This window comes from Massilia solisilvae, assembly GCF_024753215.1.
Classification (GTDB): domain Bacteria; phylum Pseudomonadota; class Gammaproteobacteria; order Burkholderiales; family Burkholderiaceae_D; genus Telluria; species Telluria solisilvae.
Genome location: NZ_JANUGV010000002.1, coordinates 944,180 through 969,221, shown reverse-complemented (window position 1 = coordinate 969,221; position 25,042 = coordinate 944,180). Strand labels below are relative to the sequence as shown.

The 25,042-nt window shown below is 66.8% G+C and carries 23 protein-coding genes and 2 tRNA genes; 7 read left to right on the top strand and 18 right to left on the bottom strand.

Annotated features, from left to right (window positions below):
* The 3 genes from NX773_RS12615 to NX773_RS12605 form a co-directional block, all read right to left on the bottom strand.
* On the bottom strand, positions 1-183 hold the full coding sequence (locus tag NX773_RS12615) for a hypothetical protein (protein ID WP_258821957.1): 183 nt from the start codon (positions 181-183) through the stop codon (positions 1-3).
* Positions 184-318: 135 nt separating this feature from the next.
* Complete coding sequence (locus NX773_RS12610; RefSeq protein WP_258856653.1) at positions 319-510, bottom strand: hypothetical protein; 192 nt, start codon at positions 508-510, stop codon at positions 319-321.
* Positions 511-641: 131 nt separating this feature from the next.
* Positions 642-944 carry a 2Fe-2S iron-sulfur cluster-binding protein gene (locus tag NX773_RS12605; protein ID WP_258856652.1) on the bottom strand — a complete coding sequence of 101 codons (303 nt, stop codon included), beginning with the start codon at positions 942-944 and terminating at the stop codon, positions 642-644.
* 111 nt (positions 945-1,055) lie between these two features.
* Between NX773_RS12605 and NX773_RS12600 the strand changes: the two genes are divergently transcribed.
* Together NX773_RS12600 and NX773_RS12595 are read left to right on the top strand one after the other, a co-directional pair.
* Positions 1,056-2,015, top strand: a complete 960-nt coding sequence (locus NX773_RS12600; protein WP_258856651.1) for a L,D-transpeptidase family protein — start codon at positions 1,056-1,058, stop codon at positions 2,013-2,015.
* Positions 2,016-2,036: 21 nt separating this feature from the next.
* Positions 2,037-2,735, top strand: a complete 699-nt coding sequence (locus NX773_RS12595) for a M23 family metallopeptidase (RefSeq protein ID WP_258856650.1) — start codon at positions 2,037-2,039, stop codon at positions 2,733-2,735.
* Between the two features lie 122 nt (positions 2,736-2,857).
* On the opposite strand, the gene NX773_RS12590 is transcribed toward NX773_RS12595, so the two are convergent.
* From NX773_RS12590 to NX773_RS12570, 5 genes are all read right to left on the bottom strand, one after another.
* Positions 2,858-4,606: a M4 family metallopeptidase gene (locus NX773_RS12590; RefSeq protein WP_258856649.1), complete on the bottom strand. Its 1,749-nt coding sequence runs from the start codon at positions 4,604-4,606 to the stop codon at positions 2,858-2,860.
* 219 nt (positions 4,607-4,825) lie between these two features.
* Positions 4,826-5,419, bottom strand: coding sequence for a hypothetical protein (locus tag NX773_RS12585; RefSeq protein ID WP_370662247.1), 594 nt, complete (start codon positions 5,417-5,419; stop codon positions 4,826-4,828).
* Between the two features lie 11 nt (positions 5,420-5,430).
* Positions 5,431-6,618 (bottom strand): zinc-dependent alcohol dehydrogenase, encoded by a 1,188-nt coding sequence (locus NX773_RS12580; protein ID WP_258856648.1) that lies wholly within the window; start codon positions 6,616-6,618, stop codon positions 5,431-5,433.
* 170 nt (positions 6,619-6,788) lie between these two features.
* A complete protein-coding gene (gene ypfJ / locus NX773_RS12575) occupies positions 6,789-7,658 on the bottom strand; it encodes a KPN_02809 family neutral zinc metallopeptidase (protein WP_258856647.1) in 870 nt (289 codons plus the stop codon).
* Between the two features lie 18 nt (positions 7,659-7,676).
* Positions 7,677-7,856: a hypothetical protein gene (locus NX773_RS12570; protein WP_258856646.1), complete on the bottom strand. Its 180-nt coding sequence runs from the start codon at positions 7,854-7,856 to the stop codon at positions 7,677-7,679.
* A 151-nt stretch (positions 7,857-8,007) separates the two neighbouring features.
* Between NX773_RS12570 and NX773_RS12565 the strand changes: the two genes are divergently transcribed.
* Both NX773_RS12565 and NX773_RS12560 read left to right on the top strand, forming a co-directional pair.
* Positions 8,008-8,949 (top strand): methyltransferase, encoded by a 942-nt coding sequence (locus NX773_RS12565; protein ID WP_258856645.1) that lies wholly within the window; start codon positions 8,008-8,010, stop codon positions 8,947-8,949.
* Between the two features lie 70 nt (positions 8,950-9,019).
* Positions 9,020-9,640: a pyridoxamine 5'-phosphate oxidase family protein gene (locus NX773_RS12560; protein ID WP_258856644.1), complete on the top strand. Its 621-nt coding sequence runs from the start codon at positions 9,020-9,022 to the stop codon at positions 9,638-9,640.
* 9 nt (positions 9,641-9,649) lie between these two features.
* Here NX773_RS12560 and NX773_RS12555 read toward each other — a convergent pair whose 3' ends face one another.
* From NX773_RS12555 to NX773_RS12540, 4 genes are all read right to left on the bottom strand, one after another.
* Complete coding sequence (locus NX773_RS12555; protein WP_258856643.1) at positions 9,650-11,941, bottom strand: putative bifunctional diguanylate cyclase/phosphodiesterase; 2,292 nt, start codon at positions 11,939-11,941, stop codon at positions 9,650-9,652.
* A 2-nt stretch (positions 11,942-11,943) separates the two neighbouring features.
* Positions 11,944-12,576 (bottom strand): methylamine utilization protein, encoded by a 633-nt coding sequence (locus NX773_RS12550; RefSeq protein ID WP_258856642.1) that lies wholly within the window; start codon positions 12,574-12,576, stop codon positions 11,944-11,946.
* Positions 12,573-13,001: a nuclear transport factor 2 family protein gene (locus NX773_RS12545; protein ID WP_258856641.1), complete on the bottom strand. Its 429-nt coding sequence runs from the start codon at positions 12,999-13,001 to the stop codon at positions 12,573-12,575. The genes NX773_RS12550 and NX773_RS12545 overlap by 4 nt, the downstream gene beginning before the upstream one ends.
* Before the next feature lie 128 nt (positions 13,002-13,129).
* A complete protein-coding gene (locus NX773_RS12540; RefSeq protein WP_258856640.1) occupies positions 13,130-15,265 on the bottom strand; it encodes a TonB-dependent receptor in 2,136 nt (711 codons plus the stop codon).
* A gap of 110 nt (positions 15,266-15,375) precedes the next feature.
* Here NX773_RS12540 and NX773_RS12535 point away from each other — a divergent pair, with 110 nt between their 5' ends.
* On the top strand, positions 15,376-16,521 hold the full coding sequence (locus NX773_RS12535) for a PepSY-associated TM helix domain-containing protein (RefSeq protein WP_258856639.1): 1,146 nt from the start codon (positions 15,376-15,378) through the stop codon (positions 16,519-16,521).
* Positions 16,522-16,554: 33 nt separating this feature from the next.
* On the opposite strand, the gene NX773_RS12530 is transcribed toward NX773_RS12535, so the two are convergent.
* Positions 16,555-16,644 (bottom strand) — tRNA-Ser (locus NX773_RS12530).
* A gap of 120 nt (positions 16,645-16,764) precedes the next feature.
* On the opposite strand from NX773_RS12530, the gene NX773_RS12525 reads away from it, so the two are divergent.
* On the top strand, positions 16,765-17,442 hold the full coding sequence (locus NX773_RS12525; RefSeq protein WP_258856638.1) for a CatA-like O-acetyltransferase: 678 nt from the start codon (positions 16,765-16,767) through the stop codon (positions 17,440-17,442).
* 61 nt (positions 17,443-17,503) lie between these two features.
* Here the strand turns inward: NX773_RS12525 and NX773_RS12520 are convergent.
* From NX773_RS12520 to NX773_RS12500, 5 genes are all read right to left on the bottom strand, one after another.
* A tRNA-Ser gene (locus tag NX773_RS12520) sits at positions 17,504-17,593 on the bottom strand.
* Positions 17,594-17,682: 89 nt separating this feature from the next.
* Positions 17,683-18,978, bottom strand: a complete 1,296-nt coding sequence (serS, locus tag NX773_RS12515; RefSeq protein WP_258856637.1) for a serine--tRNA ligase — start codon at positions 18,976-18,978, stop codon at positions 17,683-17,685.
* Positions 18,979-19,085: 107 nt separating this feature from the next.
* Positions 19,086-19,289: a hypothetical protein gene (locus tag NX773_RS12510; protein WP_258856636.1), complete on the bottom strand. Its 204-nt coding sequence runs from the start codon at positions 19,287-19,289 to the stop codon at positions 19,086-19,088.
* A gap of 121 nt (positions 19,290-19,410) precedes the next feature.
* A complete protein-coding gene (locus tag NX773_RS12505) occupies positions 19,411-23,124 on the bottom strand; it encodes an ATP-binding protein (protein ID WP_258856635.1) in 3,714 nt (1,237 codons plus the stop codon).
* Between the two features lie 138 nt (positions 23,125-23,262).
* Positions 23,263-24,567: a replication-associated recombination protein A gene (locus tag NX773_RS12500; RefSeq protein ID WP_258856634.1), complete on the bottom strand. Its 1,305-nt coding sequence runs from the start codon at positions 24,565-24,567 to the stop codon at positions 23,263-23,265.
* Positions 24,568-24,681: 114 nt separating this feature from the next.
* Here NX773_RS12500 and NX773_RS12495 point away from each other — a divergent pair, with 114 nt between their 5' ends.
* A complete protein-coding gene (locus tag NX773_RS12495; protein ID WP_258856633.1) occupies positions 24,682-25,038 on the top strand; it encodes a CCDC90 family protein in 357 nt (118 codons plus the stop codon).
* The last annotated feature ends 4 nt before the right edge of the window (positions 25,039-25,042 follow it).

Sequence of the window (25,042 nt, the reverse complement as noted above, 5' to 3'; positions counted from 1 at the left end):
TCAGGCCTTGATCGGCGGCTCCGGCATCCTCGGTTCCTGGACCGGGGCGTGGGTCGGGGCCGGATACTCGTCCGGCTGCTGGTCTGGCGTGCGGGTCGGTGGCGGCGTTTCGGGGTCGGGCGTCTGATGGCCGCGCCGCGGCTCGCCTGCAGCCGCCGCAGGCCGCGCATCGCATTTCTTCATGCTCGTCCTTTCTGCCAAGGTTGATCGTAACAATCCCGCTGGCGCGGGCCGTTATCCTGAATCAAGCGGCGGACCTGGCCGTCGCTGCGCCGCCACGAACCGGGCGGCGCCGGCGCCGTTCAGGCCGCCGGTGGTTCAGGAACCCTTCTTGTAGCCCTGCTTGGCGCCGCCGCCAGCGCCCTGTTGGCTGCCGGCCTTCTGGCGCGCCATGCTGTTCTGGCTGCTCTTTTGCTTGACGCCTGCGCGTTGCTTGGCCTGGTCCTCTTCCGACATGTTGCCGGCGGACTGGCGGCTCTGGCTGCCGCTGGATGCCTTCTGTTTGCTCATGCTGGTCCTCCCTGTTGAAAGAAAAACGGCGCGGCTGCCCGATGGCGGCCCGGCCCGGACAATCGCCGTCTGCAATCAGACTAGCATGGAAGAACTTGGGCAGTTTTCAATCGTGCGCGGGAAAGCGCGCGTCATTCGGGCCAGGCAAGGCGGCGCGCCAGCGGGGCGCGCAGCACGACGTCGGTGACCGGCACGGCCACGCACGGCAGGATGTCGCCCTCGCGCTTTTCGTCGAACGACAAGCCGGGCCACTCGACCAGGTAGCGCACCTCGCCGCTTTCCTTTCGGCACAGGCAAGTGCGGCAGGTGCCGTTGCGGCACGAACTGGGAAGCTCGAATCCCGCAGCCTCGGCCGCGCGCAGGATCGGTTCGCCCGCCGGCACGGCAAAGCACCAGCCGGAGGGCAACAGGGTCACGGTAAATTCCTTGCTCATTGCGGCGATTGTAGCCGCTGGCGGCGCCACGCGCCTGAGTTCGTTCGCGCACAGACCCCTGACGGGCCCGGCACTACGCTGGGCCCCATCGTCGTTTGCAATGGTGATCCTGTGAATCGAACGAAGTACCCGCTCCTCTTCGCGTGGCTGGCTGCAAGCTTGCCCGCCCTCGCCCAGCAACTCCCCGCGCCCACGGCCGCGGACAACCAGAACCAGGTTGAGGCCGGGCAGGCCGGCCGCCTGCTGCGCGCCCAGGTGCTGCTGGACCGCGCCCATTTTTCGCCTGGCGAAATCGACGGTGCTTACGGCTCGAACATGCGCCAGGCCCTGGCCGGCTTCCAGAAGTCGCGCGGGCTCGCGCCCACCGGCAAACTGGACGACGCCACCTTCAACGCCCTGAACACCGACAGCGCGCCCGCGCTGGTGGGCTACACGGTCACCGAGGCCGACGCGGCCGGCCCCTACCGCCAGGTGCCCGAGGACATGATGGCCAAGGCCGAACTGCCGGCCCTTGGCTTTGCCAGCCCGGCCGAGGCGCTGGGCGAGCGCTTCCACGCCAGCCCTGCCCTGCTCGAACGGCTTAACCCCGGCAAGAACCTGGGCCGCGCCGGCGAACAGCTGCTGGTGCCCAACGTACTGGGCGCCGCGGCGCTGCCGAAGGCGGCCAGGGTCGCGGTCTCGAACAGCCAGAAGGTGCTGATGCTGTTCGACGCGGCCGGCAAGCAGGTCGCACAGTATCCGGCGTCCACCGGCAGCGAGCACGACCCGCTGCCGATCGGGAACTGGAAGGTCCAGGGCGTGCTGCACAACCCGACCTACCACTACAACCCCAAGCTGTTCTGGGACGCTTCGCCGGGCGACAAGAAGACCACCGTCAAGCCCGGCCCGAACAACCCGGTGGGCGTGGCCTGGATCGACCTGTCCAAGCCGCACTACGGCATCCACGGCACCCCGGTGCCGTCCACGATCGGCAAGACGGAATCGCACGGCTGCATCCGCCTGACCAACTGGAGCGCGGCCGAAGTGGCGCAACTGGTCGCCGCGGGCACCGACGTCGTGCTGGAGGAATGACCCTGACCCGAGGAGGCGCACATGCGATGGCTGCTCACTTTCCTGTTCGGCGTGCTGGTGGGCGCGGGCGCTCTGTTTGCCTGGCTGAGCCAGTTGCCTGCCGCGCAGGCCCCCCAGCCGGTGGTGACGGCGACCGGCCATGCGCTGCCGCCGCCGCCGCCTCAGGGCGAACAGGTGCGGCTGGCCGACCCGCCGAAGATCGAGCCTGACCTGACCGAGGCCGACCTGCCGCTGCGGCCCGACCCGGTGACGGCCACCGTGCTGTCGACGCTGCCCCGGCTGGCAAGCGGCGGCGGCAAACTGCTGGTGCCGGTCGAGGGCGTGAAGGCGGGCGACATCAGCGACACCTTCGACCAGCAGCGCGGCAGCGCGCGCAAGCACGAGGCGCTGGACATCATGGCGCCGCAAGGCACGCACGTGCTGGCGGCCGGCGACGGCAAGGTGGTCAAGCTATTCAAGAGCAAGCCGGGCGGGCTGACGGTGTACCAGTTCGATCCGGAGGAAAAGTACGCCTACTACTACGCGCACCTGGACCGCTATGCCGAAGGACTGAAGGAAGGGATGACGCTCAAGCGCGGGGACCTGGTGGGCTACGTGGGCAGCACCGGCAACGCGGACGCGAAGGCGCCGCACCTGCACTTTGCGCTGATCGAGCTCACGCCGGAAAAGCAGTGGTGGAAAGGCACCCCGGTGAACCCCTACCCGCTGCTGGAACGGTAGGGTGACCACGGGCTTGACCGACTCCCCGTCGCCCCGGCGAAGGCCGGGGTCCATGCCGAGCGTCGGACCTCGGCACGGGTCCCGCGTTCGCCGGGACGACGGTGGTTGGCAATGCGCGCCGGCTACTGGCTCTCGTCCACGTCCGCGCCGACATTGATCGCCGCGTAAGCGCGCTGCACCGCAATCGCTTCCTTGCTGCCCTTCCCGTACAGTTCCTCGGCCGCCTCGATCATCTTGTTGCGCGCGTCCGCATAGTTGGTGCTCGAGGTGAACTTGGTGGTGTTGGCCTTAAACCAGATGCGATACGCCTTGTCCAGCCCGATACCGCTCATCGCGCCCGGATTCTTCACCAGGTATTTGCTGTACTGGTCGCTGTTCTTGTCCGCGTTCGAGCCCTGCGACAGGAAGTAGAACATGCGGTTGTTCGGCCCGCTGCTGTAATGGACGTCGAGCCGCTTGATCGAGGTGCTCCACGCGTCCGGGCTGCTGCCGTCCTTGCTCGGCTTGTACATCCAGCGCAGCGGCGTGCCGTTCTTGCTGATTTCCTTGCCCATCACCCAGTCGTTGCCGGTGAGCGGAACCGTGTCGCCCTTGCCGCCCGCGCGCGCGTAGGCTTCCACCACTTCGCCGTTGATGTCCGAGCTCGATTCGTTCAGGCCGCCCGATTCGCCCGAATAGGTCAGGTTCGAAGTCGCCGCCGTGACGCCGTGCCCCATCTCGTGGCCGATCACGTCGTTCGAGCCCAGGCTGTAGAACATCGAGCCGTCGCCGATGAACATGCAGCGGCAGGTGTCGCTGTAGTACGCATTGTCGTAAGCGGTGTTGACGTGGGCCGCGATGTAGGTGGCCGTGTCGTGGCCGTCCAGCGACAGCCAGCCCATCACGTTCTTGAGCGTGTCGTAGGTGTTCATCAACCCCCACATCGCGTTCACCGCCGCGGTCTGGCCGTTGGCGTTGGTGGTGCTGCCGCCTTCGATGTACTGCTTGCCGTCGCCCCAGGTGTTGGTGCTGTTGGTGTAAATGAGGCCGGCGCTGCTGCCGTGATTGGCGTTGGTGATCGCCATCGCGCCATACGCGCCGCCTTTGCCGCGCGTGCTGTCCTTCATCTGGTAGGTGCCGTTGACCAGCGTGGTGCTGATCGGGACCTCGCCGTTGTACTGGCTCTTGCCCACGCCGATCACCGTCTGCAGCATGTTCCACTGGTCGATCACGTGCGCGTCCTTCGCGTTCACCACCGTGTCGCGGTACACCGGCCTGTCCGCCACCACCGCGCGGGTGTGCACCAGGTAGGCCAGCTCGTAGTGGTCCACCACGTCCTGCACATCGAGCGCGTTGAGCTCGGATTCGGGCTTGTTCAGCGCGGCCGGCACGCGTTCGGTCTTCATCACCGGGAAGATGATCAGGTCGGCGCTCGGCGGGGCCAGGTGCGTGGCGCTCGGGCCGACCGAGACCAGCGCGGCGTCGATCGCGGCCTTGGACGAGATCGATGGCTTGACGTCGATATCCACGGCTGCGCCGCCCTTGCCGAGCTGGCTGCGGCGGTCGGACGCGGATTCGGACACGATGTGGCCCGTCCCATCGACCACCACCACCGATTCCGAGCCGAACACCGGCACACCCTTGTAGGTATGCTGCACGCGTACCACCTGCGTGCCCTGCACGCCGGGATGCTGGACCTTGACCGCGAAGCCGTGGTTGGCGTCCAGGCCGCGGCTGGCCAGCTGCTTGGACAGTTGCGACACCAGCGACGCCGCCGCCTGCTTCGACTGCAGTTGCGGCGCGCTCATCATCGGCGCCGCCGCCGCCCAGCCACAGAGCGACAGGGAGATCGCGCCGAGCGACGCGGCCAGCAGGGTTTTACGCATGTTCATGGTGACTCCTCGTTGAAGTGGTCGGCGGGCCGCCGCCTTGCGGTATCCGTTCTCAGCGCACAAGCGAGCTGGGCACTTTGGAAGTTTGGACGAGCTTCAACGGAAGGGTTTGCTCAAGCGCAAAAAGCCCCGCGATCGGAGGAACCAATCGCGGGGCGTTGCCGGTCCCGGCGGAAGCCGGAACGACGGCCGTCATCTATCCGGGCTACATGGGCCGGGTCAACGCCGGCTGCGGCGGCTGCTCATCAGATACCAGGTGGCGCCGGCCAGCGCAGTGACGATGGCCGCCTTTTTCACCAGTCCGGCCGGGTTGTGGCGCATTTCGGCCCTGATGCCCATTTCGCCCAGCACATTGGGCACGTGGCCGTGCGCGAGGTCGTCGATGACCCCTTCGACCACGTTGACCCGGTCGGCCAGCAGCAGCATCAGCCAGTGGCGGATGTCGTTCTCGGTCTGCTTGTAGGCGGCGCGGCGTATCATGCCGGACAGGCCTTTGGGCGGTTGCGCGGTGCCGAAGATGGGGGTGATGCCGGGCCGCTCGGGCGAGCAGAACACTTCCACGGTCTGGGCCTGCTGCACCGGCTGGCCCGGCTGCGGGTCGATGAAGCGCGGCGGCATGTGCTCCATCGGCACCGCCGGGCGGTTCTTGCGGTCCAGGTCCGCGCCCCAGCCCTGAATGTGCTGCAGCTGTTCGCGCGACGGCCGCTGGCGGTCGAGATGGAAGTCCATCTGGCGGTCGTAGTCCACGTGGCCGTGGTGGTGCGGGTTGTGACGCTGTTGCGCCTGGTCGCGGCGGGCGATGTCGTTGTCCATTCCGTTCTCCTTCAGTGCAGGATGCTGCTTGCCGCCGTGCGCGCAATGCTGCCGGCGCGCGGCGGGATCAGGACCGGCTTGATGCACTCGTCGAGCTTGCTGGAGAAGATATGGTAGGCGTCCGACACCTCTTCCAGCGGCACGTGGTGCGTGATGATTTCCTTCGGGTTCAGGCGCCCGGCGCGGATATGCTCGATCAGGTGCGGCACGTGGCGCTTGACGCTGGCCTGGTTCATGCGCAGGGTCAGCCCCTTGTTGACGGCGTTGCCGATCGGGACCGCGTTGAAGGTCGGGCCGTACACGCCCACGATCGACACGTTGCCGCCCTTGCGCACCGAGTTGATCGCCCAGTGCAGCACGGTGGCGGCGCCCGCCTGCATCATGGTCCAGCGCCCGGTGATGGTCTGCGCCATGCTGCCCGATGCCTCGCACCCGACCGCGTCGATGCACACGTCCGCGCCCAGCCAGTCGGTCATCTTCTTGATGTGCAGCGCCATGTCCTTCACCTCGCGGAAATTGATGACCTCGCACTGCGCGTAACGCTTGACGAACTCGAGCCGGTATTCAAGGTGGTCCACCACGATCACGCGGCCGGCGCCCATCAGCCAGGCCGACTTGGCGGCAAAGATGCCGATCGGGCCGGCGCCGAAGATGACCACCGTGTCGCCCTCGCTGATGTCGCCCATTTCCGCCGCCTGGTAGCCGGTGGGCAGCGCGTCGGTCAGCAGCACCGCGTCGTCGTCGACGATGTCCTCCGGGATCTTGTACGGCCCCACGTCGGCCATCGGCACGCGCACGTATTCGGCCTGGCCGCCGTCGTAGCCCCCGGTGGTGTGCGAGTAGCCGTAGATGCCGCCCACGGCGGTGGCTTCCGGGTTGGTGTTGTGGCAGTTGCTGTACAGTTCGCGCTGGCAGAAAAAGCAGGAGCCGCAGAACAGGTTGAACGGCACCAGCACGCGGTCGCCGGGCTTGAGCGTTTCCACCGCCGAGCCGACTTGCTCCACCACGCCGACGAACTCGTGGCCGAAGGTGTGGGCGACGCGCGTGTCCGGCACCAGCCCGTGGTACAGGTGCAGGTCGGAACCGCAGATGCACGCGCGTGTCACGCGCACGATGGCGTCGCCAGGATGCTCGATCACCGGATCGGGTTTGTGCCCGACGCGAACCCGGTACGGGCCGCGGTAGTTCATTGCCAGCATAAATTCCTCCTCCTCAAACGTTTGTGGGAAGCAAAGCGCCCGCGTGGGGCGCGAGAAACCAAGGTAGGGCAAACGGTCGCCAATAGCGATACGCGCACGGAAAGGAACAGCCCGTTTTGACGCGGTTTCTTCGAAAAGACGACGACAGGGTTGCGGGTACGAAAGCCTTCTTACAGTTGGGAAGCGCCGAACGTGTCGCACTGGCGCACGTCGCCGCTGTCGATGCCGCGCTTGAACCAGCGCACGCGCTGCGCCGAGGTGCCGTGCGTGAACGAATCCGGGACCACCACGCCTTGCGACTGGCGCTGCAGCGTGTCGTCGCCGATGGCGGTGGCCGCGTGCAGGGCCGAGTCCACGTCGCCCTGCTCCAGGATATTCTTCGCCTGGTTGGTGCGGTTGCCCCACACGCCGGCGAAGCAGTCGGCCTGCAGCTCGACCCGCACCGACAGCGCGTTGGCCTGCGCTTCATCCATGGCCTGGCGCTTGCGATCCACCTTGTCCATGATGCCCATGAGGTTCTGCACATGGTGGCCCACCTCGTGCGCGATCACGTAGGCCTGCGCGAACTCGCCCGATTCGTGGAAGCGCTGGCGCATCAGGTTGTAGAAGGCCAGGTCGATATACACGTGCTGGTCGGCCGGGCAGTAGAACGGCCCGGCGGCGGTGCGGCCAAGGCCGCAGCCGGTGCGGGTGGCGTTCTCGAAAATGGTCAGCGTGGGCGGCTTGTAGGTGCCGCCGTGTTCGCGGAAGATCTCGGTCCAGGTGTCCTCGGTATAGGCCAGCACCGTGCGCACGAAGCGGGTCTGCTCGTCCTCGGGGCCGGTGCGCTGCTGCGGGGCCTGCTGGACCGTGGGGGCGCCACCGCCGGTCAGCAGGTTCAGGATGGTGCCGGGCGAGACGCCGAAGAACCACGAACCGATCAGCGCAATGACGATCGTGCCGATGCCGACCGAGCGTCCGCCGAAGCCGAATCCGCCTCCCCCGCCCTGCCCGCGCAGGTCCTCGACGTTGCTGCTTTCGCGATCACCTTCCCAGCGCATCGATGCCTCCCGCCCGGCCTAGCGGCCGGTTGATCGCTTCAGGTGGCTGGCGTCCAGGTTCTCGCGCGCATCCTTGGTGCGCAGCTCCTCCTGCTCGGCAAGGCCGGTACGCTCCTCGTCGTGCCGCTGGCGCTCGTGGCGCTCGCGCTCGAGCTCGATGTCGATGCGGCCGCTGGGCGTATGCGCAATCGTGTTCATCTCCGATCCTCCCGGGTGAGTAAGCCTTTCAGGCAGTATGGCCAAGTCCATCGTCGCGGTATGTTCGAATGTTCACACAATCGCCGATTTGGGCGCGATTCGGTACGACGCCGTACAGATAGTCCACCGACTGGCGCGCATGCTGGCCGGCATGCCACTCGACATCCACGACCCCGACGCGCTGGTCCAGCTCGGCCGCGCACTGTGCGCCCACGGCTACCGCTTCACCACGGTGACGCCGGCCACGCACCGCCGCGTCAACGCCCGCGCCGGGAACGCGACGGCCAGCGACCTGCGCGGCGTATTTGGCTGGAGCCGGCCGTTCGCCGACACGCTGCTGCCGCCCGACGTACGCACGCTCATGCAGCGCGCCAACGTGCTGGTGCAGGCGACCGACGGCTGGCGCTCCGCGGTGCGCGCCGCCACCCTGGGCGAACAGCTGTACTTTCACTCGGCCTATCCCGCGGCCGAGCGCGATGCGGTGTTCTTCGGGCCCGACACGGTGCGCTTCGTCGCAGCGGTGTTGCGCGGCCTTGCCAGCTTAAAGACCGCGCCACGGCGCATCATCGACATCGGCTGCGGTGCCGCGCCGTGCGCGATCGGGCTGGCGCTGCGCTATCCGCATGCCGAAGTGATCGCCGCCGACGTGAACCCGTCCGCCCTGGCGCTTGCGGCCATCAACGCCCGGCTGGCCGGCGTGCCGCACGTGCAGCCCTGCCGCAGCAGCCTGCTGGACGACGTGAGCGGCGACTTCGACCTGGTGGTGGCAAACCCGCCCTACGTGCTCGACAGCCAGGGCCGCACCTACCGCGACGGCGGCGGCCTGCACGGCGCGCAGCTGTCGGTGGACCTGGTCCGCGCCGCGCTTGCGCGCCTGCGCGCGGGCGGCACGCTGATGGTCTACACCGGCGTGGCGATGACCAGCGCGGACGATCCGTTCCTGCAGGCGATCACGCCCGCGCTGGAGCGCCATGCGGCCAGCTGGACTTACGGCGAGCTCGACCCGGACGTGTTCGGCGAACTGCTCGCACAGCAGGGCTACGAGGACGTGGAGCGCATCGCGGCAGTGTGGCTGGTGGCGTCCAGGGCCTGAACTGGTCCTGTGACCGACGCGCCGACTTGCTGTACAGTTGCGCGTGAGACGACAACCACGGGAACCTCACGTGAGCAGCACCCACCAGATCACCACCCTGCAGGCGCTCGAAAGCCTCTACGGCACGCCGGCCGCGCCCTCGATCCGCAAAGAGGTCGATTACATCCACCCGCACTACCGCGCCTTCATCGAGGCCGCGCCGTTCGTGGCGCTGGCCACCAGCGGCGCCGATGGCCTTGACGTATCGCCACGCGGCGACCCGGCCGGCTTCGTGCACATGCAGGACGCGCACACGCTGCTGCTGCCCGACCGGCGCGGCAACAACCGCATCGACAGCCTGCGCAACATCGTGGCCGATCCGCGCGTGGCGCTGCTGTTCCTCATTCCCGGCATTGGCGAGACACTGCGCGTGAACGGGCGCGCCGAGATCCTCGCCGACCCGGCGCTGCTGGCGCGCTTTGCGTTCGAGGGAAAGGAACCGCGCACGGTGCTGCGCATCCACGTGGAGAAGGTGTTCTTTCAATGTTCGCGTGCGATCCTGCGTTCGCGCCTGTGGGACCCGGCCGCGCAACTGGCGCGCTCGGCCCTGCCCAGCACCGGCACCATCCTCAAGGACCTGAGCGGCGGCGAAGTGGGCGGCGAGCAGTACGACGCCGAGCTGCCGGCGCGCACGCGCGCCACCTTGTACTGAGCTGCAATATCAGGCGCCGGCCGGCGCGTTCGCGCTGAACGACGCGATCCACTCCGGCAGCCTCTCGGCCGGCATCGGCCGTGCGATGCCGTAGCCCTGGCCGACGTCGCAGCCATGGTCGAGCAGCCAGCGCATCTCGGCGTCGGTCTCGATGCCTTCCGCAACCACGGACAAGCCCAGCGCATGGCCAAGCATGATGGTGGACTGCACGATGGCCGAGTTCTTCGGCGACTGGTCGATGGCGGTAACGAAGCTGCGGTCGAGCTTGAGCTCATTGACCGGCAGGAGCTTGAGGTATGCAAGCGAGGCCTGGCCCACGCCGTAGTCGTCGATCGACAGCTTGATCCCGAGCGCCGCGAAGTCCGCCAGGTGCGCCATCGCCAGCGCCGGGTCGCCCATCAGCGCGCTCTCGGTGATTTCCAGGCACAGGCGCTCGGCCGGCACGCCGTAGCGCTGCAGCATCTGGCGCACGCGCACCGACAGGCCCGCGTCGAGCAGGTCGAGCGCGGACAGGTTGGCCGAGACCATGATGTCGATGCCCGTCTCCTGCCACAGCGCCAGCTGCCGGATCACCGCGTCCAGCACCCACGGCGTGATCTCGCGAATGAAGCCGGTCTGCTCGGCGAACGGAATGAAGCGCCCCGGCGGGATCATGCCGCGCTGCGGATCGAGCCAGCGCAGCAGCGCTTCGGCCGCGACAATGCGCCCGCTCTTCAGTTCAAGCTTGGGCTGGTAGAACACGGCGAACTCGCCGCTGGCCATCGCGCGGCGCATGTCGCCGATCAGGGACAGCTGCTCCGGTTCCGGCTCCACGCCGCTGTCCTTGGCAAACGCGATCGCGCGGTGGCCGCGCTTGGCCTCGGCCATCGCCAGCTCCGCCCGCCGCAGCAAGGTGCTCGCATCCACGCCATCTTCCGGGTGCAGCGCAATGCCGAAGCGGCCCGAGATATCCAGCCGCTGGCCGTCGAGGGTGATCGGGTCGGACAAGGTCGCCAGCACCGCGCCGGCGAACGCCCTGGCCGCCTCGCGGTCGGCGCCGCGCAGCAGGAATGCGAACTGGTCGCCCCACAGGCGCGCCACCATGCCCTCTTCCGGCACCAGCTGGACAAGGCGAGCGCCGATCGCGCGCAGCAGGCGGTCCCCGACCGGATGTCCAAGCGCGTTGTTAATGAGGGCAAAACGGTCGATGTTCAGCACCGCCACCGCCCCCCGGCTGCCGGCCGGGATCCGGGCGAAAGTCTCGAGGAACCGGGTCCGGTTGGGCAGGTCGGTCAGCACATCGACATACGCTAGCCGCTTGATGCGCTCTTCGCGGCTGGCGATCCCGTCGCGCATGTGCGCAAAGCTCGTTGCGAGCTGGCCGATCTCGTCACCGGGGAGCTCGGGCAGCTGCTGGCCGTAGTCGCCCTGTGCGATGCGGCGCGCGGCGTCGGACAGGTCGCCCAGCGGTTGTACGATGCGCCGCGCCAGCATTGTGCTGCCGGCCGCAAAGACCACGCAGCCGGCGCCCACCACGGTCAGGAGCTTGGCCAGCAGCACGCTGAACGGCGCCTGCACCTGCGCCACCGGCAGCTGCAGCACCGCCTCGATGTCGCCATCCAGCGGCATGTGCATCGTCTGGTACAGGCCACCGCCCGTGAACGATTTATCGAAGGCCGCCCGTTGCGCCGGCTCGGCCGAGCTGGCCAGCAGCTGCTGTGCGCCATCCTGCATCCGCACGATATGGACCTGGACGCCCGAGATCTCGGCCACGTCGCGTGCCCAGCGGTCGTCCACCCGAAAGCCCATCGCCACCCACGCGATGCGCGCCGGCGCCATGATCGGCACCAGCACCACCTGGTATAGCTGGCCGTTGCGCATCTGGCGAAAGCCCGCGCTCTTGCCGGAGGTCTCGGCAGCCGACAGCAGCAGCGGGAACGGGAAGCTGTCGCCGGGCGCCGTCTGGCGCTGGGTCGAGGCGATCATCCTGCCATCGGTGCCGGCCACCATCATCACCTGCGCGTCGATACGCCGCGCGTGGTTGCCGATTACCGAACGCACGGTCGGCTGGTCCTGGGTCGCGATCGCCTCGCGAAACGCGAAATCGCCGGACAGCACGGTGGCCGCCGTTTCGAGCTGGTGCTGGTTCTGGTCCAGCAGCCGCTTGAACACTTTGGCGCCCAGCGCCAGTTCGCGCCGCGCCTCGCTGGCGACGATGGCCTCGCTGCTGGTGTGAACCAGCGCCAGCACCAGCCCCATGACCAGCACCAGCAAGCCCACGAAGACAATGACGATGCGGCGCCGAAGCGAAGTCGATGCCATGGCTAGTAGCTATCCGCGTCCTCGGTGCGCGGCTTGCGCTCGCGCGCTTTCACGTCCATGACGAGCTTGAGCGGCGCGGGCGTGACGGCAATCTCGATGTCGCGCGCGGCCTGCTGCGCCTTTTGCAGCGGATGCCACAGCTGCAGGCGGTAGCGCCCGGCCGGCACGTTCGCGATCAGCGCCTTGCCATCGGCCGTGGTCCTGGCAAAGTATGGCGACTCTACCACCAGCACGTAGGCCTCCATCCAGTCATGGATATTGCAGCCGATGACGACCTCTCCCGGTTTGTCGAACACCACCGGCTGGCCGGGTCTGCCGGCATAGAGCTTGATCTCGAAGCGCTTGGGCGCGGAGAACGAATAGACGTGGTGCCTGATCGTGTCGTTGTTCGGGAACTCCACCGCCGTGCCGGTCTGGACGACCGTGACGTAAGGGATGAACTCCTTGCCGCGCTGCTCGATGGTCGCCCTGGCGCCCGGCCGCAGGCGCGACGGCGACAGCGGCTCGAGCACCACGGCCGCATCGGCAACCGGTTGGCCGCCGGGACTGCTCACGTGTGCCTCCACCGTGCCCGCGCGCGCCTGCCCCGCCAGCGCCAGCAGCAACGCCAGCGACAGCGCCCGGGCGCGCATCATGGCTCGATCTGCAGCGCGGGGGCGATCTGCCACACCTCGGTGGTCAGTTCGCCTTCGCGATAAGTCAGCACATGCAGGACCTTGAGCGGCAGCTTGCCGCCGTACTCGGCCTTCGATTCAACCGAGCTGCCCTTGGGGTTGGCGTAGGCGGCGGCCTTGCCGAATCTGGCGGGACGCGGCTTGCCGTCGTTGGCGGCGATGAACTTCTGCCAGACGGCGCGGATCGCCTCCTTGCCGTGGTAGCGGCCGTCGAGCGGGCCGCCGACCCACTCCATGTAGGCGTCGTCGGGATAGTCGCGCATCAGCCCATCGAGGTCGCCAGCCGCCACGGCATCGAGGTGGGCGCGCGCCTTGGCTTCGTCCAGCGGTCCGGCCACCGCGGCGGCGCCGGCGCACAGCGACAGCATCGCCATGGCCAGGTTCAAGCAACACTTCTTGGGATTCCAGGTCATCGCACAGTCTCCTTTGTGTTGTTAGTGCATCCGATAATACACGGAAACAAAAAGGAGGTCTGGTGCGATCGAACCCGACCCGCCGACGGTTCAAGCCGGGATCAGAATACGCGGCTGAAGCTCACCGACAAGGTGCGCCCGCGCCCCGCGTAGGTGTTTCCTGCATCGGTGGCCGCGGCGGACTGCGAGTAGTAGCCGACATACTGTCTGTCGAACAAGTTCTCGACCGCCACGCCGATCTTGCCGTATGCCGTCTCCCAGTTCGACGCCAGATCGACCAGGGTGTAGCCCTTGAAGTGCTCTTCCAGGTTGCTGGTTCCTACCTTGCGGCCAATGTTGATGTCGCGGTCGAACAGGTGGCTTGCCTGCACGCGCAACTGCGCTTTCGGTTGCCATGCCCAGTTGGCGCCGAGCACGGCCTTGTCCGGCCCCTGGGAACGGGCGCCCAGGTCCAGGTCAAGCGGTGCGCCCTGGGTGGCGGCGGTCTTGCCGTCGGTCAGGGCGTAGCTGCCGAACAGCGACACGCCGCCCTGCGGGCGCCACTCGCCGCTCAGTTCCCAGCCCTTGACGACGGTCGGCACCCGCTCGACCAGTCCCACGCCGGCCGAATTGATGCGTATGACGCTACCAAGTTCGGAGCGCGAGTCGTAGCGTGAGAGGCCAACCTGGCCGGAACGAGCGCGCCAGTTCACGCCGATCTCGTGGTTGCGTGTCACGATGGGCTGCAGGCTGATGAGATTCGAGACCGACTGGCCCGGGGTATTCACACCGCGCAGCACCAGGCCCGCATCCGGCAAGCCGAAGCCCTCCGAGCGCGATACGAAGGCCGACCATGACGGCGCCAGGCGCCACACCGCGCCGATGTTCTTCACCGATTTGGAGAACTCGGCCGAGCCGCCCTGCACCGGCTGGTCGCCGTACGCGGCCAGCGTCCGGTAGCTGTCCACGTGTAGCGCAGCGTTCTCGTGGCGCACCCCGCCGCGCAGCGTCACCGCGCCGAGCTCGTATTCGAGCTGGGCGAACGGCGCATGCGAGTCGAACTTCAGCTCGGGCACCCAGGTCCGGTCGGTCATCGCCAGCCGCTGCAGCGTGTGGTCGCGCAGGTAGTCCACGCCGACGGTCAACTCCAGCCCCTGCACCAGCGTGTCGGGCCGCACGTAGGTCACGCGCGATCCCCATTTGTTGGCCACGATGTGCGACTGGTCCCACAGCGTGCCTTTCGGCGCGATGCGCACGTCCTGGAACGTGGCGACGTTGGTCGCCCCGTAGAGCGACTCGAAGTGGTGGCGGAACAGCTGCACGGTGAGCGCGCCGCCCGCCAACTCGGCGTGGCGATAATCGACACTGGCGCTGCGCACCTTGTTGCGCGGGGTCGCACCCGGCGGCGTCCCGCGTACCGAGCTGGTCGGGACTCCCTCGGCCAACACCCCCGGCTCGTTCTTGTAGTCGCCGTCGCCGGCCATGTCGAAGCGGTTCAGCTCCACCTGCAGGCGCTGGGCGCCGAAGCTCTTGCCGACCTTGAGGAACAGGTCGTTGGCATGACTGTCGAGCGAATCGCCCTGCACGTTGTCGATGCCAAGGCGGCGGCCGTCGCCATCGTAGCCCATGCCGCGCTGCTGCACGCTCGCGTAGCCCAACAGGTCGAGCAAGTCGGACTTGTGGCTGACCGAGTAGCCGGTCTTCCAGTCCAGGTTATCGGAACGCAGCTGGCTTGCCATGCGCACGTTCACGCCGGAGCTGGTGCCGTTTGCGCGCGGCGTTTTGGTGATGTAGTTGATGATGCCGCCGGTCGCGCCCATGCCCTGCATGGCCGAAGCGCCGTTGATGACCTCGATGCGCTCGATGATCGCGCTGTCGGCAAAGTAGCCTTCACGCATTCCGGCACGCAAAGGGTTGGACTGCGGGATCCCATCGAGCAGGATCAGCGGCTGGCGGCCGCGCAGCGACTCGCCGGTGGACGTCATCTTCTGGCGGCTCGGCGCGTAGCCCGGGATATAGGTGGCCAGCGCCTGCGACGGGTCGTCCGCGATCTGGTACTGGGCCGCCAGCTCCTGCTGGCTTATCACCGATACCGCGCCCGGGATCTTGTCGACAGCCTTGGCGGCACGCGTTGCGGTGACGACCACCGACGCAACGGGTTCCTGGGCGGCATCGGCCTGCGCCTGGCTCCACGCCGGCCCGACAAGCATGTTGCATGCGGCAGCGACAGCGATACAGATGGGTTTCTTGTTTTTCATGGGGATAGTAGTTTTCCGAAAGCAAGCTATAATGCGAATGATAACGATTCCCAATTACCAAAGCAACATAATTGAGAAACATTCTCATTTACACAACGAACCTCCCTTCGATGAAAAGCTATGCCCGCCTCGTTCACCTCTGGACCGGCCTGATCTTTGGCACCATCCTCGCGCTGCAAGGGCTCACCGGCACCGTGCTGAGCTGGCGCCACGAGCTTGATCGCGTGCTCAATCCCGGCCTGCTGCATGTGGCGCCCCCCGCCGGGATGCAGGATGGCGAATCGCTGCGGGTGTCACCGGCAACGGCCCAGGCCGCACTCGATCGGCTGGCCGCTGACGCGCGTTACGGACGGCCAAACATGCTGATGTTCCCCGAAACTGCCGGCGACGTCTTCATCGCCTGGTACCGCCCTGCCCCGGCGCCCACCTGGACGCAGGGCGTGACCCGGCAAGTCATGGTCGATCCCGCGACGCTCGCGGTCACCGGCGAACGCAACTGGGGCGAGCCCGGCCTGACGCGGGCGTTGCTGATGCCGACCTTATTCCACCTGCACCGCTACCTGATGGCGGGCGAAGGGGGCAAGGTGGTGGTGGCGATCGAAGGAGTGGCCCTGATGCTGGCCGCGCTGAGCGGGGTGATCGTCTGGTGGCCCAGGATGGCGGCGGCCGCGATCCGCCACGCGTTCACCGTGCGTTATGGCGGGTCCTGGCCGCGCCTGAGTTTCCAGCTTCATCGGGCCGCCGGCTTCTTCATCGCGCCGCTGTTCGTGCTGTCCGGCTTTTCAGGCGTGCAGTTCAACAAGCCGGACTGGGTGGCGCCGGCGATCCGGCTGGCAGGACCGGCCGCGCCAGCCGGCAAAGTGCTCAACCGCAGCGCGCCCGCACAGCCCGGCGTTACCCCCGCCGCCGCGTTGGAACGCGCACAGGCGCAATTTCCGCTGGCCCGGATCTCGCGCCTGACGCTGCCCGCAAGCGCAAAACAGCCCTACGAAATTCGGGTGCGGCAGGACGGCGAGCTGCGGCAGGGCGACGGCGCGACCCGCATCAGCGTGGACGCCGGCGACGGCACCGTACTGCGGGTATCGGATCCCTTGCGCGCCACGGGCGCGGAGAGTCTCGTCAGCACGCTCTTCCCGCTGCACACGGGCGAAGCATTTGGCCTGGCGGGACGGGCGTTCATCAGCTTCTATGGACTGATGCCCTTGGCGTTCTTCATCACCGGATTGGTGGTGTGGATAAAGTTCCGGCGCAAATGAAAAAAGCTCCCGGTGGGAGCTTTTTTCGAATATTGGCGGAGAGGGTGGGATTCGAACCCACGGTACGGTCACCCGTACGCCTGATTTCGAGTCAGGTACATTCGACCACTCTGCCACCTCTCCTGCTTGGTCGTTTCTCGACGGGGTAACGTCGAGAGCCACGCATTATAGCAGCCCCCGCCGAAATTACCAGTATCTTTTGAGAAAATGTTAGGGCGAAGACAGGCTGGACACTGGGGCGGTGTGAGACAATCTTCCGCTTTGTCACCAGAAGAAAAACAGATGCACAAGTTTGAACAGCGCCGCGACCGTTTCGAATTATTCGACCGTATGGACAGCCCGGCCCTGAACATCACATTCACGCTGGAGCTGCCGGATTTCCGGCCGTGGTGCAAGGCGCCGGGACTGCCGCCATTTCACGTGATGCTGCGCTCGGTGCTGCGCTCGGCGCTCGCGATCGAGAACTTCCGCTACCGCATTTTCGAAGGCGAAGTGATTTGCATCGACCGCCTGATCCCGTCGTTCACCGTCACGAACCAGAACCATGACCTGAATTTCGCCCTGTTCGATTGGGCAGATGACTTGTGCGAATTCGTGGCGCGCAGCCAAGCGGCACGCGACGAAGCCGCAACCATGCTGGGCATGAACCAGAAATACCGCCAGATGACGCCGCGCGAGGCCAAGAACCAGGTGTTCGTCACCTGCATTCCGTGGCTCGATTTCACGTCGATCCAGCACCCAACCGCCTCGCTCGCTTCACCCGATATTCCATCGCTGGCGTGGGGACGCTTCAGGGATGCGCCGAACGGCATGCTGCATCTGCCGTTCTCCGTGCAGGCGCATCATGGCTTCGTGGATGGGTATCACATTCACCTGCTGGGGCAGCAGATTGCGACGGAGTTGGCGCAGGTAATCGGCTGACATAAGCCATCCCTGCGGTCGAAATGAAAAAAGCTCCCGGTGGGAGCTTTTTCCTTAAAACTGGCGGAGAGGGTGGGATTCGAACCCACGGTACGGTCACCCGTACGCCTGATTTCGAGTCAGGTACATTCGACCACTCTGCCACCTCTCCAGGTATTCAATTCGGTCGTTTTCACGAGGAAGCGAGATTATAGCAGGCTCTCGCAAAAACGGAAGAGCCTGCGCGCCCTCAGCTGATCATCAAGCCGCCGGAACGAGCCGTTCCAGCCCGCCCATGTACGGGCGCAGCACTTCCGGGATCACCACGCTGCCGTCGGCCTGCTGGTAGTTCTCCAGCACCGCCACCAGCGTGCGGCCCACGGCCAGGCCCGAGCCGTTGAGCGTGTGCACCAGCTCCGGCTTGCCGGCCGCGTTGCGGAAGCGTGCTTGCATGCGGCGTGCCTGGAATGCTTCGGTGTTCGACAACGACGAGATTTCGCGGTAGGTGTTCTGCGCCGGCAGCCACACTTCCAGGTCATAGGTCTTGGCGGCCGAAAAGCCCATGTCGCCGGTGCACAGCGCCACCACGCGGTACGGCAGGCCCAGGTTCTTCAGGATCGTCTCGGCCTGGCCCACCATCTCTTCCAGCGTCTCGTACGATTTTTCCGGATGCGCGACCTGCACCAGTTCGACCTTGTCGAACTGGTGCTGGCGTATCATGCCGCGCGTGTCGCGACCGTAGCTGCCGGCCTCGGACCGGAAGCACGGCGTATGCGCGGTGATCTTGATCGGCAGCGCGTCGAGCGCCACGATCTCTTCGCGCACCATGTTGGTCAGCGACACCTCGGAAGTCGGGATCAGGTAGAAGTTCTCGCCCTCGCCTTCAACGCCGCCCTTTTTCACCGAGAACAGGTCGGCCTCGAACTTTGGCAGCTGGCTGGTGCCATACAGCGACTCGGCATTGACCATGTAAGGCGTATAGCATTCGGTGTAGCCGTGCTGTCCGGTATGGGTGTCGAGCATGTACTGGGCCAGCGCGCGGTGCAGGCGGGCGATGCCGCCTTTCATGACGGAGAAGCGCGAGCCGGTCATCTTGGCCGCGGTGTCGAAGTCCAGGCCCAGCTTTTCGCCGATATCGACGTGGTCCTTGATCTCGAAATCGAAGCTGCGCGGCGTGCCGACCTTGCGCACCTCGACGTTCTGCGTTTCATCGACGCCAACCGGCACCGACTCGTGCGGCAGGTTCGGGATCGTCGACATGAACCTGGCCATGTCGTCCTGGACCTTGGCCAGCTTGACTTCGTTGGCCTTGAGCTCGTCGCCCAGGCCGGCTACTTCCGCCATCACGGCCGAGGTGTCCTCGCCTTTGCCCTTGAGCATGCCGATCTGCTTCGACAGCGCGTTGCGCTTGCTCTGCAGCTCCTCGGTGCGCGTCTGGATGGCCTTGCGTTCGCTTTCCAGCGCGTTGAAACCTGCGACGTCCAGCTGGAACTTGCGGGTGGCAAGACGGGCCGCGACGTTATCGATGTCCTTGCGGAGAAGTTGAATGTCTATCATTGTCGGTTGGACTGGGCGTATGTCGAAAGCGCAATTGTACCAAGCCGACAGAAAATCCTAGCGAGATTCGACAAGGGGCCCCTTGCCACACGCTGGATACGCCTGCATCAGTTCAGCTGGGCCTTCTCGGCTGCGGACAGGCGGTGGCCCTTAACCACGACCACGTTCATCTTGGCGTCGGCGGCGACCGGTGCGGCCTGCGCGGTCCTGGCGGCGTGCAGCTCCTGCACGCGGTCGGCTGCAAAGCTGGCCGGCACGGTGACGATGGCGGCGACGAGGAAGACGGCTTCGAGGTTTTTACGGATTTTCATGATGTGCTCCTTGCTTCAGAAGTGGTTCGGTATGGTTGCACTGTACCGATCCGCTCCCCGTGCCGCCATCGGCTTGCGACGAAGCGCGCAAAACACGGGGCAGAATGCAAAAAGCCCGCCGTCAGCTGGGCGCAAGACTGGTCGTGAGCCGGACCAGTTCGCGCATGTCCACCGGCTTGGTCAGGTGGTGGTCGAAGCCCGCCTGCCGGGCGCTCTCGCGGTCGCTCTCCTGTCCATAACCGGTCAGGGCCACCAGGCACACCTGGCGCGCCCCCGCCATCTGGCGGACGCGTGCCGCCAGCTCGTAGCCGTCCATGCCGGGCAGCCCGATGTCGAGGATGGCCAGCTGGGGCCAGTGCCGCTCCAGCCGCGCCAGCGCGGACGGCCCGTCGGACGCCAGCTCGACCGTGTAGCCGAAGGTGCGCAGCAGCTCGCCCAGCGTTTCGGCGGCGTCGCGGTTGTCGTCCACTACCAGGATGCGCAGCGGATGCCTGCCCGCTTCTTCCACAATCGCGGCCGCGGGCCCGTGCGGCAGCGCGGCGCCGCTCGGAGCGGCCGGCACGCGCACGGTGAAGATGGAGCCCTTGCCCGGCCCCTCGCTGAACGCGCTCACGGAGCCGCCGTGCAGTTCGGTCAGGCTGCGCACGATGGTCAGTCCCAGGCCCAGGCCGCCGCGGGAGCGCGCCAGGTTCTGCGCGTCCTGGTAGAACATGTCGAATACGCGCGGCAGCAGCTCGGGCGCGATGCCCTGCCCGCTGTCCGCCACCTCCAGCACGATGTCCTGCCCGTCGCGCCAGCCGGCGATGCGGATGGTGCTGCCGCGATCGCTGTACTTGGCGGCATTGGTGAGCAGGTTCGCGAACACCTGGCTCATGCGCTGGCGATCCACCAGGAAGGGCAAGCCGGTGCGCGGCACGTCGATCCGGACGACGTCGTGGCGTTCCTCCAGCAGCGGCGCGGCGGTCTCCAGCGCTTGCGCCAGCACTTCCGCCAGTTCGGCCGGCTCGCGCTGCAGCTCGACCTTGCCTTCGGAGACGCGCGCCACGTCCAGCAGGTCGTCCACCAGCCCGACCAGGTGCTGCGCCTGGCGCTCGATGATGCCGTGCTCCTTGCGCACGTTGTCGATGCCGCGCAGCTTCATCACTTCGAGCGCGCTGACGATCGGCGCCAGCGGGTTGCGCAGCTCGTGCCCGAGCATGGCCATGAATTCGTCCTTGGCGCGGCTGGCCATCTCGGCCGCGCGGCGGGCGCGGATCGTCTCGCTGACCTCGAACGCGACCACCGCGATGCCGTCGACCTCTCCCTCGGCATCGCGCAGCGGCTGGTAGACGAAGTCGAAGTAGCTCTCCTGCAGCGCGGGCCCGTCGCCGCGCACCAGGTCCACGTGCAGGCCGTGGCCCACGTAGGGCTCGCCGGACCGGTACACCTCGTCGAGCAGTTCGAACACGCCCTGCCCGGCCAGCTCCGGCAAGGCCTTGCGGATCGGCTTGCCCAGCAAGTCGCGCCCGAAGACCAGGCGACGGTACAGCGGGTTGGCCAGTTCGTACACGTGCTCGGAACCGCGCAGCAGGGCAATCGCGGCCGGCACCTGCTCGAACACTGCCCGCATGCGCTGAATCTGCTCGGACTCGATCCGGTGCAACTGCCAGCGCAGCAGCAGCGCGTCGATCTTGGCCAGCAACTCGCGTCGCGAAAATGGTTTTTCAAGGTAGGCGTCGGCGCCGGCGCGCTCGGCGCAGATGCGCTCGTCCTCGCCGGCGCGCGCGGACAGCAGCATGACCGGGATCGACGCGAGCGTCTTGTCGCGCTTGAGCGCCGCCAGCAGCTGGTAGCCGTCCATCACCGGCATCATCACGTCCGACACGATCAGGTCGGGCCGGTGGGCGCGCACGGCGTCCAGCAGCTGCTGGCCTTCGGCAAAGGTGCAGACATCGTGCGTCGGCGAGAGCATGTCGGCGACGTAGTCGCGCATGTCCGGATTGTCGTCCACCACGAACACCAGGCTGCGTTGCCCGACCGGCGCCGTGACGCCGGAGCGCGTGGGCGCGAGCCACAGCTCGGCCTCTTCCAGATAGGCTTCGGTGCAGGTTTCGCGCGCCGACTGTCCTTCGTCCCTTGCGATATGCTCGTCGGGCAGGTGCGCCTTGCCGAGCGGGAGCGAAACGGTGACCGTCGTGCCGTGCCCCGGCACGCTGTCGATGCGCGCGTCGCCGCCGTGCATGGCCACCAGGTCGCGCACCAGCGCCAGTCCGATGCCGCTGCCCTCGTGCGAACGCGAGCGCGTGCCTTCGACGCGCTGGAAACGCTCGAACATCTTGGGCAGGTGTACCGCGTCGATGCCCACCCCGGTGTCGGACACGCGCAGCTCCGCGCGGTCGCCCGCGCGCCGCAGCCGCACGGCGATCCGTCCCTCGAAGGTGAACTTGAAGGCATTGGACAGCAGGTTGAGCACGATCTTTTCCCACATCGTGCGGTCGATATACACAGGTTCCGGCAGCGGCGGGCAATCGACGTCCAGCGCCAGCCCGGCGCGCTCGACCGCGGAGCGGAACACCCCCGCCAGGTCGGCGGTGCAGGCCGCCAGGTCAACCGGCGCAAACGATGCCACCATGCGCCCGGCCTCGATGCGCGAGAAGTCGAGCAGCGCATTGACCAGCTTGAGGAGCCTGATCCCGTTGCGCCGCATGAGTTCAAGATGACGGCGCACGGGCGCACCCAGCGATTGATCGGCCAGCACCTCCTGCAGCGGCCCGAGCATGAGCGTGAGCGGGGTGCGGAATTCGTGGCTGACATTGCTGAAGAAGGTGGTTTTGGCGCGGTCGATTTCGGCCAGCGCTTCCGCGCGCCTGCGCTCGGCCTCGTTGGCCAGCGCTTCGCCGATCGATCCCTGCAACTGGTCCGCCAGCAGCTGGTAGAACGACAGGTAGGTCGCGTCAAGGGCGCGGTGCGGGCTCACACCCGCCACCAGCACCGCGACCGGGTGCTCCTGTCCCGGCATCCTGACCGGCGCGACGATCGCCTGCCCGCACGCGTCGTCCCAGGCGCCGCGCGGCAGGCGCACACTCTCGGCGCACGGCGCGACCGTCAGTTCGTTGGCGTGCAGCGCGGCCAGCACCGGCCACACCGCGTCGCCAACCCCGGGCGCGATCTCGTGCGGCGCGGCCTCGGGGTGGCCGTCAAGGCCGAACGAGCAGGCCAGCGTGGCGCGCCCGGCCGCCGCGTCGACCGCGTAGATGAGTCCAAACGGGACGTCGGCGCGCGCATCGGCGAGCACCGCCGCGTATTGCGCGCACGCTTCGGCAAGCGTGCCGGCGCGCGGTGTGCTGGCCAGCTGGCGCAGCTTTTCGATGCGGCGCGCACCAATGACTTTTTCGGTGGTCTCGATGACCGGGGTGAAGATGCCGCCACAGCCGCCGGTTTCGTCCGGGATCGGCGAATAGCTGAAGGAGAAGTAGGCTTCCTCGTTGTAGCCGTAGCGGTTCATCAGGAGCAGCAGGTCCTCCGCCTTGACCGCGCGGCCGGTGCTGCTGACCGTGTCGAGCATCGGGCCGACGATCGGCCACACGTCGCTCCAAACCTCGCGTCCGGCGCCGCCCATCGCCACCGGATGCTTCTTGCCGAGGATCGGCCTGTATTCGTCGTTGTAGAGCATGATCCGCTCCGGTCCCCACCACAGCAGGATCGGAAAGCGGCAGGCCAGGCAAATACTCAGCGAGGTGCGCAGGCTTTGCGGCCATTCGTCCATCGGCCCGAGCGGCGTGCCGGCCCAGTCCCGCGCGCGAATGAGGCTTGCTGTCTCACTGTCTCCCTCGACTTCGTATGGCCGACGTTCCATGCCCCTCCCCGGTAAGCGGACGGGCCACATTCGCTGGTGCCGGGACTGGCCCGGTTGCCCGAGCCGTCGATGTTACAGCACATTTGCCTGAATGTTAAATGTAAACCGCACCAACCCGCACGGCATAACACGTGCCGGTTAACCGTTGCGCGCCTGCTCGTCGAGCTCGCGCAGCCACTTGAGCTTTTCGCCTATCTTGCCCTCCAGGCCGCGATCGGTGGGCCGGTACCAGCCCGGTTCCGCCACGCCGTCCGGCAGGTAGGTCTCGCCGGCGGCGTAGGCATAGGGTTCGTCATGCGCGTAGCGGTATTCGTGGCCGTAGCCCAGTTCCTTCATGAGCTTGGTGGGCGCATTGCGCAGGTGGACGGGCACCTCGCGCGAACGGTCGCGCTTTACGAAGGCGCGTGCCTCGTTGTAGGCGTTGTAGCCGGCGTTGCTCTTGGGCGCCATCGCGAGGTAGATGACGGCCTGTGCCAGCGCCAGCTCGCCCTCGGGCGAACCGAGCCGCTCGAACGTGGTGGCCGCGTCGTTCGCCATCTGCATGGCGCGCGGGTCGGCGATGCCGATGTCTTCCCACGCCATGCGCACGATGCGGCGCGACAGGTACTTGGGATCGGCGCCGCCGTCGAGCATGCGGCACAGCCAGTACAGCGCGGCGTCGGGATTGGAGCCGCGCACCGACTTGTGCAGCGCCGAGATCTGGTCGTAGAAATTGTCGCCGCCCTTGTCGAAGCGGCGCGCGTTGAGCGTGAGCGCGTTCTCGACGAACTCGCGCGTGATGTGCGTGGTGCCGGCGGCATCGGCCGAGGTCTTGGTCTGCTCCAGCAGGTTCAGGAAGCGGCGCGCGTCGCCGTCAGCGTAGCCAACCAGGGTGGACACGGCCACCTCGTCGAACTGCAGGTGGCCCAGCACCCTTTGCTGCGCGCGCTGCAGGAGCTGACGCATCTCGTCTTCGCTGAGCGCCTTGAGCACGTACACCTGCGAGCGCGACAGCAGCGCCGAATTGACCTCGAACGACGGGTTTTCGGTGGTGGCGCCGATCAGCGTAACCAGGCCGGATTCGACGTGCGGCAACAGTGCATCCTGCTGCGCCTTGTTGAAGCGGTGGATCTCGTCGATGAACAGGATCGTCTGCCGGCCCATCGACACGAAATGCTGCGCCTGCTCGATCGCGGCGCGGATCTCCTTGACGCCAGAGAGCACGGCCGACAGCGGAATGAACTCGCAATCGAACGCGTTCGCGGTCAGGCGCGCCAGCGTGGTCTTGCCCACGCCAGGCGGGCCCCACAGGATCATCGAGTGCGGCCGGCCCGACTTGAACACCAGGTTCAGCGGCTTGCCCGGTCCCAGCAGGTGGCTCTGGCCGATCACCTCATCGATGGTGCGTGGTCGCAGCGCCTCGGCCAGCGGCGGCGAGGGCTCGGTCTTGAAAAGGTCGTCCATGGCGGGCATGCCGTTCAGTCGTAGGTATTGTTGTGCAGTGCGCTAGTGTAGCCGATTGACCAACCGGGTATCGGAGCGCGCTCAATCGCGCCATCATTTCGCGATCCGACTATCATGGAGGCGCGCGAGATCACCGAAATGCTCTTGGACACGCAAAAAATGGTAGAGCGGCTTGAGACAGCGGGTGTGCCCCCTGCCCATGCCCGAGCCTACGTCGCGGTGTTGCTCGACGCCATTAATTCAGCGGATGCTCATTACGCCTTACGTCTCGCAACGAAGGACGAGCTTGCCCAAGGGCTTGCCGACGTCAGGGCCGAAATCAGGCAACTTGAAACCCGCATGGAAACCGGATTCGCCCAGATCAGGGCAGAGATGGCGAACCTGAGGACCGAACTGATCAAATGGGTGGTAACCGTAGGAATCCTGCAGACGACCCTGATCACAGCCCTGGTTCTGAAACTCGTGCCCTAGGCCA

Excerpts from the sequence above, each read along its gene's own strand:
- NX773_RS12555 (WP_258856643.1), bottom strand. The coding sequence starts at position 11,941 with ATGGCATCGACTTCGCTTCGGCGCCGCATCGTCATTGTCTTCGTGGGC.
- NX773_RS12505 (WP_258856635.1), bottom strand. The coding sequence starts at position 23,124 with ATGGAACGTCGGCCATACGAAGTCGAGGGAGACAGTGAGACAGCAAGC.
- NX773_RS12610 (WP_258856653.1), bottom strand. The coding sequence starts at position 510 with ATGAGCAAACAGAAGGCATCCAGCGGCAGCCAGAGCCGCCAGTCCGCC.
- ypfJ (WP_258856647.1), bottom strand. The coding sequence starts at position 7,658 with ATGCGCTGGGAAGGTGATCGCGAAAGCAGCAACGTCGAGGACCTGCGC.
- NX773_RS12500 (WP_258856634.1), bottom strand. The coding sequence starts at position 24,567 with ATGGACGACCTTTTCAAGACCGAGCCCTCGCCGCCGCTGGCCGAGGCG.
- NX773_RS12570 (WP_258856646.1), bottom strand. The coding sequence starts at position 7,856 with ATGAACACGATTGCGCATACGCCCAGCGGCCGCATCGACATCGAGCTC.
- serS (WP_258856637.1), bottom strand. The coding sequence starts at position 18,978 with ATGATAGACATTCAACTTCTCCGCAAGGACATCGATAACGTCGCGGCC.
- NX773_RS12565 (WP_258856645.1), top strand. The coding sequence starts at position 8,008 with ATGCCACTCGACATCCACGACCCCGACGCGCTGGTCCAGCTCGGCCGC.
- NX773_RS12550 (WP_258856642.1), bottom strand. The coding sequence starts at position 12,576 with ATGATGCGCGCCCGGGCGCTGTCGCTGGCGTTGCTGCTGGCGCTGGCG.
- NX773_RS12615 (WP_258821957.1), bottom strand. The coding sequence starts at position 183 with ATGAAGAAATGCGATGCGCGGCCTGCGGCGGCTGCAGGCGAGCCGCGG.
- NX773_RS12495 (WP_258856633.1), top strand. The coding sequence starts at position 24,682 with ATGGAGGCGCGCGAGATCACCGAAATGCTCTTGGACACGCAAAAAATG.
- NX773_RS12590 (WP_258856649.1), bottom strand. The coding sequence starts at position 4,606 with ATGAACATGCGTAAAACCCTGCTGGCCGCGTCGCTCGGCGCGATCTCC.
- NX773_RS12605 (WP_258856652.1), bottom strand. The coding sequence starts at position 944 with ATGAGCAAGGAATTTACCGTGACCCTGTTGCCCTCCGGCTGGTGCTTT.
- NX773_RS12540 (WP_258856640.1), bottom strand. The coding sequence starts at position 15,265 with ATGAAAAACAAGAAACCCATCTGTATCGCTGTCGCTGCCGCATGCAAC.
- NX773_RS12580 (WP_258856648.1), bottom strand. The coding sequence starts at position 6,618 with ATGCTGGCAATGAACTACCGCGGCCCGTACCGGGTTCGCGTCGGGCAC.
- NX773_RS12510 (WP_258856636.1), bottom strand. The coding sequence starts at position 19,289 with ATGAAAATCCGTAAAAACCTCGAAGCCGTCTTCCTCGTCGCCGCCATC.
- NX773_RS12585 (WP_370662247.1), bottom strand. The coding sequence starts at position 5,419 with ATGGACAACGACATCGCCCGCCGCGACCAGGCGCAACAGCGTCACAAC.
- NX773_RS12535 (WP_258856639.1), top strand. The coding sequence starts at position 15,376 with ATGAAAAGCTATGCCCGCCTCGTTCACCTCTGGACCGGCCTGATCTTT.
- NX773_RS12595 (WP_258856650.1), top strand. The coding sequence starts at position 2,037 with ATGCGATGGCTGCTCACTTTCCTGTTCGGCGTGCTGGTGGGCGCGGGC.